The sequence below is a fragment of the Pseudomonas sp. LBUM1651 genome, assembly GCF_059716135.1.
The window spans coordinates 1,791,936-1,805,886 of the sequence record NZ_CP166805.1 but is presented as its reverse complement, the minus strand read 5'-3'; the positions used below and the strand labels follow the sequence as shown (position 1 = coordinate 1,805,886).

Annotated in this window: 15 protein-coding genes; 6 read left to right on the top strand and 9 right to left on the bottom strand. The window is 59.0% G+C overall.

Annotation, left to right across the window (positions count from 1 at the left end; all coding sequences use genetic code 11):
• Positions 1-118: 118 nt before the first annotated feature.
• The 3 genes from hda to ACA066_RS08350 all read right to left on the bottom strand — a co-directional run bounded on the left by hda (position 119) and on the right by ACA066_RS08350 (position 3,224).
• Complete coding sequence (gene hda, locus ACA066_RS08360; RefSeq protein WP_007936072.1) at positions 119-823, bottom strand: DnaA regulatory inactivator Hda; 705 nt, start codon at positions 821-823, stop codon at positions 119-121.
• A 230-nt stretch (positions 824-1,053) separates the two neighbouring features.
• A complete protein-coding gene (locus ACA066_RS08355) occupies positions 1,054-2,127 on the bottom strand; it encodes an AI-2E family transporter (RefSeq protein WP_497698829.1) in 1,074 nt (357 codons plus the stop codon).
• Between the two features lie 38 nt (positions 2,128-2,165).
• Positions 2,166-3,224, bottom strand: coding sequence for a DUF2066 domain-containing protein (locus ACA066_RS08350; RefSeq protein ID WP_497698828.1), 1,059 nt, complete (start codon positions 3,222-3,224; stop codon positions 2,166-2,168).
• Positions 3,225-3,608: 384 nt separating this feature from the next.
• On the opposite strand from ACA066_RS08350, the gene purM reads away from it, so the two are divergent.
• The 5 genes from purM (at position 3,609) to ACA066_RS08325 (ending at position 7,651) form a co-directional block, all read left to right on the top strand.
• The gene (gene purM, locus ACA066_RS08345; protein WP_497698827.1) at positions 3,609-4,667 is read left to right on the top strand and encodes a phosphoribosylformylglycinamidine cyclo-ligase; all 1,059 of its coding nucleotides are present in this window, start codon (positions 3,609-3,611) and stop codon (positions 4,665-4,667) included.
• Positions 4,667-5,317 (top strand): phosphoribosylglycinamide formyltransferase, encoded by a 651-nt coding sequence (gene purN, locus ACA066_RS08340; protein WP_214381651.1) that lies wholly within the window; start codon positions 4,667-4,669, stop codon positions 5,315-5,317. Before purM ends, purN begins: the two co-directional genes overlap by 1 nt.
• A gap of 8 nt (positions 5,318-5,325) precedes the next feature.
• Entirely contained in the window at positions 5,326-6,039 is a 714-nt protein-coding gene (locus ACA066_RS08335) for a DUF3108 domain-containing protein (protein WP_497698826.1), read from the top strand.
• 270 nt (positions 6,040-6,309) lie between these two features.
• Positions 6,310-6,726: an OsmC family protein gene (locus ACA066_RS08330; RefSeq protein ID WP_497698825.1), complete on the top strand. Its 417-nt coding sequence runs from the start codon at positions 6,310-6,312 to the stop codon at positions 6,724-6,726.
• A 61-nt stretch (positions 6,727-6,787) separates the two neighbouring features.
• Complete coding sequence (locus ACA066_RS08325; RefSeq protein WP_497698824.1) at positions 6,788-7,651, top strand: pirin family protein; 864 nt, start codon at positions 6,788-6,790, stop codon at positions 7,649-7,651.
• Between the two features lie 90 nt (positions 7,652-7,741).
• Here ACA066_RS08325 and htpG read toward each other — a convergent pair whose 3' ends face one another.
• The 3 genes from htpG to ACA066_RS08310 form a co-directional block, all read right to left on the bottom strand.
• Complete coding sequence (htpG, locus tag ACA066_RS08320) at positions 7,742-9,646, bottom strand: molecular chaperone HtpG (RefSeq protein ID WP_497698823.1); 1,905 nt, start codon at positions 9,644-9,646, stop codon at positions 7,742-7,744.
• An 81-nt stretch (positions 9,647-9,727) separates the two neighbouring features.
• The gene (locus ACA066_RS08315; protein WP_497698822.1) at positions 9,728-10,180 is read right to left on the bottom strand and encodes a PaaI family thioesterase; all 453 of its coding nucleotides are present in this window, start codon (positions 10,178-10,180) and stop codon (positions 9,728-9,730) included.
• A complete protein-coding gene (locus ACA066_RS08310; RefSeq protein WP_497698821.1) occupies positions 10,177-10,653 on the bottom strand; it encodes a PaaI family thioesterase in 477 nt (158 codons plus the stop codon). Before ACA066_RS08310 ends, ACA066_RS08315 begins: the two co-directional genes overlap by 4 nt.
• 158 nt (positions 10,654-10,811) lie before the next feature.
• On the opposite strand from ACA066_RS08310, the gene ACA066_RS08305 reads away from it, so the two are divergent.
• Complete coding sequence (locus ACA066_RS08305) at positions 10,812-11,045, top strand: hypothetical protein (protein ID WP_109635983.1); 234 nt, start codon at positions 10,812-10,814, stop codon at positions 11,043-11,045.
• A 66-nt stretch (positions 11,046-11,111) separates the two neighbouring features.
• Here the strand turns inward: ACA066_RS08305 and ACA066_RS08300 are convergent, their stop codons facing one another.
• The 3 genes from ACA066_RS08300 to brnQ form a co-directional block, all read right to left on the bottom strand.
• The gene (locus tag ACA066_RS08300; RefSeq protein ID WP_214381637.1) at positions 11,112-11,513 is read right to left on the bottom strand and encodes an MAPEG family protein; all 402 of its coding nucleotides are present in this window, start codon (positions 11,511-11,513) and stop codon (positions 11,112-11,114) included.
• Entirely contained in the window at positions 11,513-12,250 is a 738-nt protein-coding gene (locus tag ACA066_RS08295) for a DUF599 domain-containing protein (RefSeq protein WP_497698820.1), read from the bottom strand. The genes ACA066_RS08300 and ACA066_RS08295 overlap by 1 nt, the downstream gene beginning before the upstream one ends.
• Positions 12,251-12,497: 247 nt before the next feature.
• Positions 12,498-13,811 carry a branched-chain amino acid transport system II carrier protein gene (gene brnQ / locus ACA066_RS08290; protein WP_497698819.1) on the bottom strand — a complete coding sequence of 438 codons (1,314 nt, stop codon included), beginning with the start codon at positions 13,809-13,811 and terminating at the stop codon, positions 12,498-12,500.
• Positions 13,812-13,951 lie beyond the last annotated feature (140 nt).

The window sequence follows — 13,951 nt, the reverse complement described above, 5'->3', positions numbered from 1 at the left end:
TTTCGCGTTTCCATCTAAGCGCTTAAGCCCCATTTAGACGCTTGCGCAGCCTACACCCTGTAGGAAAGCGCACTTTTTGGCGCCTGAAATATGCCAAAAACCTTGTAGGGCTTGGGTTTTACCAGCCCAGCGTCTCTTTTAGAAACGGAATGGTCAGCTTGCGCTGAGCTTGAAGGGAGGCCTGATCGAGACGCTCAAGCAGCTCGAACAGCGCACTCATGCTGCGAGTGCCGCGGGTCAGGATAAAATGCCCGACTTCGTCGGTCAGGTGCAATCCACGACGGGACGCACGAAGTTGCAGGGCGCGCAATTTGTCTTCGTCGGACAGCGGTCGCATCTGGAAGATCAGCGCCAGCGTGAGACGGGATTTCAGGTCCGCAAGCTTCACCGGCAATTCACGCGGTGACGTCGATGCGGCAATCAGCAGGCGCCGACCGCTGTCACGCAGGCGATTGAACAGATGGAACAACGCCTCTTCCCAGTCCGCCTTGCCGGCAACCGCCTGCAGATCATCCAGGCAGACCAGTTCGTACTGTTCGAGGTTGTCGAGAATTTCAATGCCGCGATCCATCAACTCAGCCAGTGGCAGATACACCGCCGGCTCACCCATCTGCTCGAAGCGCAAGCAGGCTGCCTGCAACAAATGCGTGCGCCCTACCCCGTGCTTGCCCCAGAGGTAAATCAGGCTTTCGGTCCAGCCGGCGTCGGCTTCGCACAGCCGCTCGACATAGCCGAGTGCAGCGGCATTGGCGCCTGGGTAGTAATTGATAAAGGTAGCGTCATCACGCAGACGCACACCTAGGGGCAGCTGAATCGGTTTCATGCTGACTGAACAGTTCCAAAGGAACCGTTAGTGGCCTCTGTGTAAAGTTTGCGAAGTTTATACCCGTGAAGCTGACCGCACAATGCGACAGACCATAAGCAAAATCAAAGGTTTGCGTTATCGCACCGGTTTCATGAGCGTTTCTTTGGTAGCGCATGTGACAGCCGCCCATGGGACACGGGCGAGCCTGGCACTGAACCAGGCCGCCCGCAACGCGTCATCGGCGATCTCTAGAGCTCAGGTTCGTCGACGCCACCGTAGATATCCGAATCTTTATACAAATCATGCACATGGCGCACCAGCACCATGATCACCGCCGCCACCGGGAGCGCCAGCAGCACGCCGGTAAAACCGAACAGCTCACCACCGGCCAGAATCGCAAAGATCACCGCCACCGGGTGCAGACCGATCCGGTCGCCCACCAGCAACGGCGTCAGCACCATGCCCTCCAGCGCCTGGCCAACCATGAACACCGCGACGATGCCAACCATGGGGTACAAGTCGCCACCGAACTGGAACAAACCGGCAATCAGCGCCGCGCCAATCCCGATGACAAACCCCATGTACGGCACTATCGCCGCCAGACCGGCGATCATCCCGATCAGCAACCCCAGCTCGAGCCCGACCAGCATCAGGCCCGCCGAATAGATCACGCCCAGCGCCACCATCACCAGCAATTGCCCGCGCACGAACGCGCCGAGCACTTCATGGCATTCGCCCGCCAGGATCACCACGCGCTCTTCACGGTCACGGGGCAGCAGGCTGCGGATCTTGGCCATCATCAGGTCCCAGTCCCGCAACAGATAAAAGCTCACCACCGGGATCAGCACCAGATTGGCCAGCCAACCGATCAATGCAAGGCCGGATGCGGTCGCCTGGCTCAGCACCACGCCGACGATGTCGGTGGTCTGGCCCATGTGCTCGCTGATCGCCGCTTTGAGCTTGTCGAACTTCCAGAAACCATCCGACAACCCGAACTTCGATTGCGCCCACGGCAATGCGGTGTGCTGCAACCAGTCGAGCATCTGCGGCGCCAGTTCATACAGGCGAAACAACTGCTTGACGAGCATCGGCACCAGCACCAGCAGCAAGGCGGTGAAGATCAAGGTGAACAGCGCGAACACCGACACTACGCCCCAGGTCCGGGACAGGCCGGCCTTTTCCAGCCGATCCACCAGCGGGTCGAATAGGTAGGCCAACAGCAACGCCACCAGAAACGGCGTCAGAATCGGATGCAACAGCCAGATAAACGCGCAGAGCAGAACCACCCCACCCAACCAGAACCAACGCCGCGTATCGGCCATGTACCACTCCATCTGCATCTATATAAAGAAAGAAAACCTTACCAACGGAAACGCAACTGCGGCACCGGTGCAGGCGTTGGCGCGACAGCAGGCGTCGAGCCCTCGGCTACCGGCTGAACAGGCACGGTCGGTGCGGGGGCCTCACCTGCCGGAACCTCTTGCAACTTCGCCAGCGACAACTGTGACCGCAGCTGCTCGGCGCTGCCATTGACCCGGTAGAGAACCCGGTCCGCGTCAACACTCTGCAGGCGCGCGCCGAACGGCTCGAGCAAACGCCCAAGCGTCGCATAACGCTCCAGATTCATGCCCTGCACTTCCAGCAACTGCTCGCCCGAGCTACCGGGCTTGACCACAAAGCGTGGCGCCAGGCGCTGACTGACCGCGAGCAGTACCGCATCGGCCACGGCGGCCTGATCCGCGCCCTGCACGCTGCCCGCCTCCTTCTGATCGCCCAGCCACAGATGCCATTTGGCCTGCCACTGACCACCCTCTTCACGGGCATGCACGGCCAGCAAGGCGTCAGCATTGTAGCGATCCGATGCGCCGCGCAATGGCGTCGCATCCGTGCCTTCAAGATTCGGTGCCGTGGCGACCAGTTGCTCGCTCAGGTCCGCCAGTGGCAGACGCAGCGGCAGACCACGGTGTTGCGCCGCGCGACGTAACGGCGCAGCACTGGCCTGACCGTCACCGACCAGACTCGAACCTTCGGTCGAGTCGTTCAGCCACCACGTCAGAATCGATGGCCGGTTCGCGCCCCACAACGACAGCCCGGCACGGCGCAACGCCTGCTCGGTGCTGGCCGGGTCGAAATCCACCTTCAGCACTTCCGGCGGGCCTGCGTCGAAACCGTACTGGCTGATGATCTGCTGCGGGTCCTTGCGAATGGCCGCCAACCCCGGACTTTGCACAGCCTTGGGATCGCCGGTCAGGCGCAACACCAGCGTGTCGAGCGCACGCTGAGTGGCTTGATCGCGCTCTTCTGGCGCCTGACTGGTGACAGGCTCGCGCACCTGATAGAGGCTTTTGACGGTTTCGGCATGACTCGCCAGGCTGACCAGAGACAAACAACCCACAAACAATGATCTGAAAAAACGCATGGAAGATTCCTGACGACAAGAGCGGCTGGAACTGACCGCATGAAGATAATCGAGCAAGGCTGTGACCATCGCCCGACGCCAAACATTCACACGTCCCGGTTAAGTTTTTCGCACTGCCATAACGATAGACGGTTAATCGCGATACCTTATACAGCCAAGCGGGAGGCGACCAACACGGGCAATACCGGTTTTTTTGTATCGATATGCCCCTGCTGTCGGCCTGAGGATGGCCGCTGCCCCTCAAGCCTGATAAAATCGCGCGCCTTCGCAGACCGGCAACAGCCGGGCACCCTGAAATTCGCGCAAGGCACATGCCCTTCGTTTGTTTCGGCGGTCCCACTGGACTCGGTCGTTACCCCTGAATCCCCCCTAAAGGCCTGGATCATGAGCAAGCAACCCTCCCTGAGCTACAAGGACGCCGGTGTAGACATCGACGCCGGTGAAGCATTGGTCGAACGCATCAAGAGCGTCGCCAAGCGCACTGCGCGCCCGGAAGTCATGGGCGGCCTGGGCGGTTTTGGCGCCCTCTGCGAAATCCCGGCCGGCTACAAGCAGCCTGTGCTGGTTTCCGGCACTGACGGCGTCGGCACCAAGCTGCGTCTGGCGCTGAACCTGAACAAGCACGACAGCATCGGCATCGACCTGGTGGCCATGTGCGTGAACGACCTGGTGGTCTGCGGCGCCGAGCCGCTGTTCTTCCTCGACTACTATGCAACCGGCAAACTGAACGTCGAAACCGCGACCCAGGTCGTGACCGGCATCGGCGCAGGCTGCGAACTGTCCGGCTGCTCCCTGGTTGGCGGCGAAACCGCTGAAATGCCGGGCATGTACGAAGGCGAAGACTACGACCTGGCCGGCTTCTGCGTCGGCGTCGTGGAAAAATCCGAAATCATCGACGGTTCGAAAGTCGCTGCCGGCGATGCCCTGCTCGCCCTGCCGTCTTCCGGCCCGCACTCCAACGGCTACTCGCTGATCCGCAAGATCATCGAAGTGTCCGGTGCCGACATCGAAAACATCCAGCTCGACGGCAAGCCGCTGACCGAGCTGCTGATGGCCCCGACCCGCATCTACGTGAAGCCGCTGTTGAAACTGATCAAGGAAACCGGCGCCGTCAAAGCCATGGCCCACATCACCGGCGGCGGCCTGCTGGACAACATCCCGCGTGTGCTGCCAAAAGGCGCTCAAGCGGTGGTTGACGTTGCAAGCTGGACTCGCCCTGCCGTGTTCGACTGGCTGCAAGAGAAAGGCAACGTCGACGAAAACGAAATGCACCGCGTGCTGAACTGCGGCGTTGGCATGGTGATCTGCGTGGCTCAAGAGCACGTTGAAACCGCGCTGAACGTACTGCGTGAAGCCGGCGAGCAGCCTTGGGTCATCGGCCAGATCGCCTCCGCTGCCGAAGGCGCGGCCCAGGTTGAACTGAAAAACCTCAAGGCTCATTGATGTCTCAGACCTGTGATGTGGTGGTGCTGTTGTCCGGCACCGGCAGTAACTTGCAGGCCCTGATCGACAGCACGCGGACCGGCGACAGCCCGGTCCGCATCGCTGCGGTGATCTCCAACCGCGCCGACGCCTACGGCCTGCAACGTGCCAGGGATGCGGGTATCGACACCCGCTCCCTGGATCACAAGGCGTTCGAAGGCCGCGAAGCCTTCGATGCCGCGCTGATCGAACTGATCGACGCCTTCAATCCCAAACTCGTGGTCCTGGCCGGTTTCATGCGCATCCTCAGCGCTGACTTCGTGCGCCACTACGCGGGTCGCCTGCTCAACATCCATCCCTCGCTGCTACCCAAATACAAAGGGTTACACACTCATCAGCGCGCGCTGGAGGCCGGCGACACTGAACACGGCTGTTCCGTACACTTTGTCACCGAGGAACTCGATGGCGGACCACTGGTCGTACAGGCAGTAATACCGGTAGAGTTGCACGATTCGCCGCAGAGTCTGGCGCAGCGAGTTCACACCCAGGAACACCTGATCTACCCGATGGCCGTACGCTGGTTTGCCGAAGGCCGTTTATCACTTGGTCAACAAGGTGCTTTACTGGATGGCAAGTTACTCGCGGCCAGCGGCCACTTGATTCGAACCTAGGAGATTTTATGCGTCGCGCCCTGCTCTTCGCTTGCGCTCTGCTCGCCCTGCCCTTCGCGCAGGCTGCAGAACTTCAACCCTTCTCCGCCAGCTACACCGCCGACTGGAAGCAGCTGCCCATGAGCGGCACCGCCGAGCGCAGCCTGACCAAGGAAGCCAACGGCGTCTGGAAGCTCAGCTTCAAGGCCTCGATGATGATCGCCAGCCTGACAGAAGAAAGCACCCTGACCCTGGACAAGGACACCCTGCTGCCACAGTCCTACCACTTTGAACGCGGTGGCCTGGGCAAAGCCAAAAAGGCTGACCTGGATTTCGACTGGACCACCAAAATGGTCACCGGCACCGATCGCGGCGACGCGGTCAAGATCCCGCTCAACCGCGGCATGGTCGACAAATCCACCTATCAGTTGGCCCTGCAACACGACGTGGCCGCCGGCAAGAAAAGCATGAGCTATCAGGTGGTCGATAATGGCGAAGTCGATACCTATGACTTCCGCGTGCTGGGTTCGGAAAAAGTCGACACCAAGGCTGGCCAGATCGACGCGATCAAGGTCGAGCGCGTGCGCGACCCGACACAAAGCAAGCGCATCACCGTGCTGTGGTTCGCCAAGGACTGGGATTACCTGCTGATCCGCCTGCAACAGGTCGAAACCGACGGCAAGGAGTACAACATCATGCTCCTGGACGGTAAGGTCAACGGCAAGGCTGTCAAAGGCAGCTGATCCGGATCGAAACAAGAAGCCCCGCTAATGCGGGGCTTTTTTTCGCCTGAAGCTTCGTCTGCCTAACCTGTGGCGAGGGAGCTTGCTCCCGCTGGGTTGCGAAGCGACCCCAAAAAAAGGGACTGCTACGCAGTCCAGCGGGAGCAAGCTCCCTCGCCACAGGGGATTGCGATCACCTCAACAAGAAAGTGGAACGCGTATCAGGAGGAATGCTCTATAACTTCAACGTCTTTTTTGATCGAATGACTTTTCCTACTGCCGAGGTTTCCCATGACAGTCACCGTCAATACCGTTTCCGCCGAAGGTTTTCGTCACAGCGTACAAATCGATGACCACGAACTCTTTGCCGACGTACCGACCTCCGCGGGCGGTGAAGGCTCGGCACCGGAGCCACACGATTACTTCGACGCAGCGCTCGGCGCGTGCAAGGCCCTGACCCTGAAGCTGTATGCGAAGAAAAAAGACATTCCGCTGACGGGTGTTGGTGTGGAGGTCAAACGCGACAACAGCGAAGAGCAGAAAGGCAAATATGTCCTGCACGTCAAACTGACCCTCAAGGGTGTGCTTACCGATGCCCAGCGCGACGAACTGCACCGCGTGGCCGACCGTTGCCCTGTTCACAAGCTGATGACCACCACTGAAGTCAGCATCGAAACCCATCTGTCCGAAGGCACGTTCAGCCAATAGCGGCAAGGGCCGGGCAAGCGGGTTATGCTCCACGCGTCACCCGCTCAGCCTGGAATGCACCATGAACACTCCCCTCGTGATCCGCCCCCGCGCCGAAGATGTCGAAGGCCAGCCGATTCTTCGTCCGCTGCCGTCAGCCAAATGCCGCAGCGTCGGGCCTTTTGTGTTTTTCGATCACATGCTGGAAACCCGTTATCCGGCGGGCAAAGGCATGAACATCCGTCAGCATCCGCACATTGGTCTGTCGACCCTCACCTACTTGTTCGAAGGAAAAATCCAGCACAAGGACAGCCTCGGCTCCGATCAGGTGGTGGAGGCCGGTGACGTCAGCTGGATGACCGCCGGCAGCGCGATTGCCCACGTCGAGCGCACGCCCGAGGCATTGAAGGAAAGCGGATTCACGATGCACGGTTTGCAGATCTGGCTGGCATCGCCGAAGGATCATGAGCAAGGCCCGGGGCACTACAGCCATCATCCAGCGTCCACATTGCCGGTCAGCGATAACCTTGGGGTGAAGATCCGGATGATCGCCGGGTCAGGCTTTTGCCTTGAATCGCCGGTGCCGGTGCTTTCTCCTACGCTGTACGCGGAACTGAACCTGCAGACAGCGACCACGCTGCTGATCCCCACCGAGCATGAAGAACGAGCGCTGTATGTGTTGAACGGCGAGGTGCAGCTCGACGGTGAGCTGATAGAACCGCATTCGCTGGTAGTGCTGCCCGCAGGGGAAGAGATGACGTTGTTCGCCGAGAGCGACTGTCATGCGGTGCTGTTTGGTGGCGCGCCGCTGGATGGGCCGCGAAGGATCAACTGGAATTTTGTGGCTAGCGATCCGGCGGTTATCGATGAAGCGCGTCGGCGCTGGGCGGCCGGGGATTGGCCGACGGTGCCTGGGGAAAGCGAACGAATCGAACTGCCGCGCTGACCTGTAGGAGCCGGTTTGCTGGCTCCTACAGATCGCAGCAGGTAGCTCAAATAAAAAAACCCGCCGAAGCGGGTTTTTTGTAAAGCGCAGTTAAACCGACAGTTCAACCAGCAGCTTGTTGAGGCGGCGCACATACGCGGCCGGGTCCTTCAAGCTGTCGCCGGCCGCCAGGGCCGCTTGATCGAAGAGGATGTGCGACAGGTCGCCGAAGCGCTCGTCGCTCTGCTCGTTGTCAAGTTTCTCGATCAGCGGATGAGCCGGGTTGAATTCGAAGATCGGCTTCGAATCCGGCACCTTCTGACCGCTGGCTTCGAGGATCTGACGCATCTGCAGACCCAGGTCCTGCTCACCGATAGCCAGAATCGCCGGGGAATCGGTCAGACGGTGGGAAACCCGCACTTCAGCAACCGAATCGCCCAGTGCAGTTTTCAGACGCTCAACCAGACCTTCTTTGGACTTGGCGACTTCTTCCGCGGCTTTCTTGTCCTCTTCCGAGTCCAGGTTGCCCAGGTCCAGGTCACCGCGCGCCACGTCGACAAAGCTCTTGCCGTCGAAGTCGCTGAGGTAGCTCATCAGCCACTCGTCGATGCGATCGGTCAACAGCAGCACTTCGATGCCTTTCTTGCGGAAGACTTCCAGGTGCGGACTGTTTTTGACTTGCGCGTAGGTTTCGCCGGTCAGGTAGTAAATCTTGTCCTGACCTTCCTTGGCGCGAGCCAGGTACTCGGCCAGACCCACGACTTGCTCGCCTTCTTCGCCCTGAGTGGACGCGAAACGCAGCAGGCCAGCGATTTTCTCTTTGTTGGCGAAGTCTTCTGCCGGGCCTTCTTTCATGACCTGACCGAAGTTCTTCCAGAAGCCCTTGTATTGCTCAGGCTCGTTCTTCGCCAGTTTTTCCAGCATGTCCAGCACGCGCTTGGTCAGCGCCGACTTCATGGAATCGATGATCGGGTCTTTCTGCAGGATTTCCCGCGACACGTTCAGCGACAGGTCATTGGAATCGACCACGCCCTTGATGAAGCGCAGGTACAGCGGCAGGAACGACTCGGCCTGATCCATCACGAACACGCGCTGCACGTACAGCTTCAGGCCTTTCGGCGCTTCACGCTGGTACAGGTCGAACGGAGCACGGGTCGGTACGTAAAGCAGCGAGCTGTACTCGAGTTTGCCTTCGACCTTGTTGTGGCTCCAACTCAGCGGGTTTTCGTAATCGTGAGCGATGTGTTTGTAGAACTCCTGGTATTCCTCGTCCTTGATCTCGGTGCGAGGACGGGTCCACAGGGCGCTGGCGCGGTTGACGGTTTCCCATTCAACAGCAGGTTTCTCTTCACCTTCAGCGGCTGCCACTTCTTTCGGCAACTCGATCGGCAAAGCGATGTGGTCGGAGTACTTTTTGATGATGTTGCGCAGGCGCCAGCCATCGGCGAACTCGTCTTCACCGGACTTCAGGTGCAGCACGATGCGAGTGCCGCGCTCGGCTTTCTCGACGGTGGCCACTTCAAAATCGCCTTCGCCCTTCGACGACCAGTGCACGCCTTCGCTGGCGGCAGCACCGGCACGACGGCTGAACACGTCAACTTTGTCGGCAACGATGAATGCGGAGTAGAAACCCACGCCAAATTGACCGATCAGGTGCGAATCTTTTTTCTGATCGCCAGACAGGTGTTTCATGAAATCAGCGGTGCCGGATTTGGCGATGGTACCCAAGTGGGTGATCGCATCTTCACGGCTCATGCCGATACCGTTGTCTTCGAGGGTGACGGTTTTAGCGTCCTTGTCGAAGCTCACACGGATTTTCAGTTCGGCGCCACCTTCCAGCAACTCAGGCTTGGACAGGGCTTCGAAACGTAATTTGTCGACAGCGTCAGAGGCGTTCGAGATCAATTCGCGAAGGAAGATTTCCTTGTTGGAATACAGCGAATGGATCATGAGGTGCAGCAGTTGCTTCACCTCGGTCTGGAAGCCCAGGGTTTCCTTTTGAGTTTCCACACTCATGGTCATCAAACTCCAATCAGATGGCAGAGGCCGCGACCTTGAGGGTCGGCGGCGGGTTGTCATCAAAGTTGGGGGCTCGGATCAGGATTTCAAGGGCTCATCGATTTTGAAGTGGGCACGGGCGGTGGCAATGGGCTCGGCTTCGGTGCTTTGCCAGGCGGTTACTGCCACGTTTGCGACACGCCGCCCCTGACGGCACACCTGACATCTGGCCCAGGTGTCGCGAAATTGCCCCGCGCGCAGGTAGTCGAGGGAAAAGTCGATGATCTTCGGCACGCCCGGCGAACCGGTGAGAATCAGCAAGTGCAATGCGGCGGACAGCTCCATGAACCCGGCAATCACACCGCCATGAATCGCCGGCAATAAAGGGTTACCAATGTTGTCCTTGTTCGCCGGCAGGCGAAACAACAGGTCATCCCCGACCCGCGAGCATTCGACACCGATCAATTTGGCGTAGGGAATCAGGTGCAGCAGCGCGGCGTAGTCGCCCTGCTCATGGGCCTGTTGCAGTTGTTCCTTGAAGTTGTCGGTCATTTCGCCCCTCCGGCGATGGCGCCACCAAACCCTTTGGTGCCTTTGACGCCCTTGCCCATGCGCATGAACGTGCCCACCACATGGGCGATGGGCTGTTCGGGATCGTCCTGATAGGCAAAACCACGGGCGAAGATCACGTCCGTGGTGACCCGATAGCATTGGGCAAAACCATACACATCTTTGTGCGGCTCGGCCGCGTGCATGTAGTCGATGCGCAGGTCGAGGGTCGGGCAGACTTCAAACTCGGACAACACGCAAAGGGTGGACATGCCACACGCGGTGTCCATCAAGGTCGTCAGCGCACCGCCGTGGATCACGCCGGTTTGCGGGTTACCGATGATTTGCGGGCTGTACGGCAGAATCACGGTGAGCCCGTCACTGCTGGCGCTGTGAACTCGCAGCCCGAGTACCTGACAGTGACGCAATGCTGATAAAAATCGCGTCGCGCGCTCAAAAACGGGGTTTTCGGCCATTTGATAAAAACTCTTTTTAGTATTCCGACATCGCACTAGGCGTGTTCGTAAAAGTTCCCGTGGGAATAATCTTATATATCTGAACGAATTGAGGAACTTAACCCTGATGGCTGTGCTCGAAAGGCCAAGTAGATATTTTCCATAAGGAGAAACACCCCATGCGTAAGACTTTAGCTATTGCCTTGATGTTGACCGCTTCCCTCGGTCTCGCTGCCTGCGATAAAAAATCCGAGGACAAAGCTCAAGATGCCAACCAACATGCTGAGCAGGCTCAGCAAGACATGAACAAAGCTCAGGATAAAGTGAACGACGCAGCGAAAGAAAACGCCGAAGCTGCCAAAGCTCAGGCTGAATCGGATGCAGCTGCAGCAAAAGAAGCACCTAAAAACTAAAACGTTTTTAGCGTGATAAAGAAAACCCGCCAAGTGCGGGTTTTCTTTTGTCTGTCATTTGCCCCGTTAGAGCAAAATGGTTCTAAAAGTCGGACTAATCATCAGCAGCAACGAACACACTAGTCCGACAAACCACACCAGACTTCGTTGCCAGGCGAGATCGCCCCAATAGCACAATAAGTAAATGATGCGCGTAATCACGAAGATGATTGCCAGCGAATCAATCAGCCATCCCGCGGTCTGCGTGGTGTGCGCCATCAACACCCCCACCGCAAACAATATGAAGGCTTCGAAGCAGTTCTGATGGGCCGCCACCGCTCGAGCACCGAAGCCGGTGAGTTGTGCCTGCTGCTGGCGTGGCAGGTGGTTGTTGTAACCGCCCTGCTCTTTCATGGCCTTGGCCACCGGCATGCGGGCCACGTAAATCAGCAAGGCGCTGATAAACACACACCAGAACGGAATACTCATCAAGCAGCCTCTTTGATCGCTTCAGGCAGGGGCGCCTCTGTAGGGGTATAGACCATCACGTCGAGAACGTCGGAATGAAACTCCCGGCGATAGAGCACCAGCACCACGCCGGCACTCATCAACATGAACAACCAGGGGCTGACGAACCAGGCCAGCATGGTCATGCCGAAATAATAGGAGCGCAGGCCGAAGTTGAACTGGTTGGCGGCCATTGAGATGACACGCGCCGCCCGGGCCGCAAAGGCTTTGCGCTCCTGCTCCGAGACATGCCGCTCGCCGACCATGGGTGCCGAACCGATCAGAATGGCCGCGAAGTTGTATTGGCGCATGCACCAGCTGAACGTAAAGAACGCATACACAAATACCAGCGCCAGGCACAGCAACTTGATCTCGGACATCCCCTGGGAGGCCTGCTGCACCATCGGGATATCCGCCAGCAAAGACACAGCCCTTTCCGACGCGCCCAGCACGGTGAGAATGCCGGCCAGGATAATCAGCGTGCTTGAGGCGAAGAACGAAGCGTTGCGTTCCAGGTTGCCGATCACACTGGCGTCGGCGATGCGGTTGTCGCGCAGCAGCATGCGGCGCATCCAGTCTTCGCGGTACAGGTGCAGCACACTGGCCAGGCACGCGGTGTCGCGGCCCTTCCACGTCGCATAACGGGTATAGCCGCCCCAACAGATGACAAACCAGACGGCGGCGAGAATGTGGATCAGGTTGGCGTGGATGAACGACATGCAATCCCCTATGAAATGGTGGTTACGTGTAGGAGCGAGGCTTGCCCGCGAAAGCGGTGTGTCAGCCAACGAAAATATCGAATGGTTGATTGCCTTCGCGGGCAAGCCTCGTTCCTACAGGTACTGCTTTCGACGTTAGCTCAAGGAAAAAGACACTGCATCACGCGCATAAAAAATGCCCCGTATCGATTGATACGGGGCATTTCTGTTGTAGCTCAAGACCCGCTTGTGGCGGGCTTGAAGCGACTTAAGCCAATGCTTCTTCGCGCTTGCCCAGCAGGCGATCACAAACCACCGCAACCACCAGCGTCATGACCGACGGCACCAGCCACGCCAGACCTTGCTCGCTCAGCGGCAGGTGAGCCAGTTGCATCGGCATCCAGTCCGCCAGACCCGCGCCCTTGAGCGCGTCGATCAGACCGAAGATGAACGACACCAGCATCACCGGACCGACGATGCGGCCTTGTTCATGCCAGAAGTCCTTGCAGAAGCTCAGGGCGACCAGCGCGATGCACGGCGGGTAGATCGCGGTGAGTACCGGGATCGAGAACGCGATCAGCTTGGTGAGGCCCAGGTTGGACACCAGCAGGGAGAATGCGGCCAGGATGATGACCAGCGTCTTGTAGGACAGTGGCAGCACACGGCTGAAGTATTCGGCGCAGGCGCAGGTCAGACCGACCGCTGTGACCAGACAGGCCAACGAGATCAGCACCGCAAGGAAACCGCTGCCCAACGAACCAAAGGTGTGTTGAACGTAAGCGTGCAATACCGCCGCGCCGTTGGTCGCGCCGGCAGCCACTTCATGGCTGCCCGAACCGAGACGGAACAGGCTGACATACACCAGCGCCAGACCGACGCCGGCAATCAACCCGGCAATGATCGCGTAACGGGTGATCAACACCGGCGATTCGACGCCGCGGGAGCGGATGGCGTTGACGATGACAATGCCGAACACCAGCGCACCGAGGGTATCCATGGTCAGGTAACCATTGATGAAGCCCTGGGAGAACGGTGCCGCCACATACTCAGGCGTCGCCACGCCGATTTCACCGGCCGGCAGCGCGAACGCGGCGATGCCGAGAGCGGCCAGGGCGATGATCTTCAGTGGAGCGAGGAAACGTCCTACGGTATCCAGCAAACGGCCCGGGTAGAGCGAGATGAAGAACACCAGCAGGAAGTACACCGAGCTATAGAGGAACAGCGCCAGCGGGCTCTCGCCGGTCAGCGGCGCCAGGCCCACTTCGAACGATACGGTCGCGGTGCGCGGCGTCGCGAACAGCGGGCCAACGGCGAGGTAGCACGCAGCGGCCAGCAAACCACCCGCGACTTTGCCGATCGGGCTGCTCAACGCATCCATTGCACCGCCGACCTTGGCCAGGGCAACAACGGTGATCACCGGCAGACCGACCGCGGTGATCAGAAAGCCCAGCGCCGCCATCCAGACATGAGGCCCGGACTGCAAACCGACGATAGGCGGGAAGATGATGTTGCCAGCCCCGACGAACAGGGCAAACGTCATAAAACCAAGTGCCAGGATGTCCTGGCCTTTCAACACTTTCATTAAGGAAATACCACACTACTGAATCGGAATTTAGAGAGGGATTTCCCTTATGGGTGAGGGAAATGCTGTCGGTCCGCATAGGATCGACCCTTTAGCGCGAAGCAACCTTGTGGGTCGCGGACGCAAAAATGGCGGCTAGC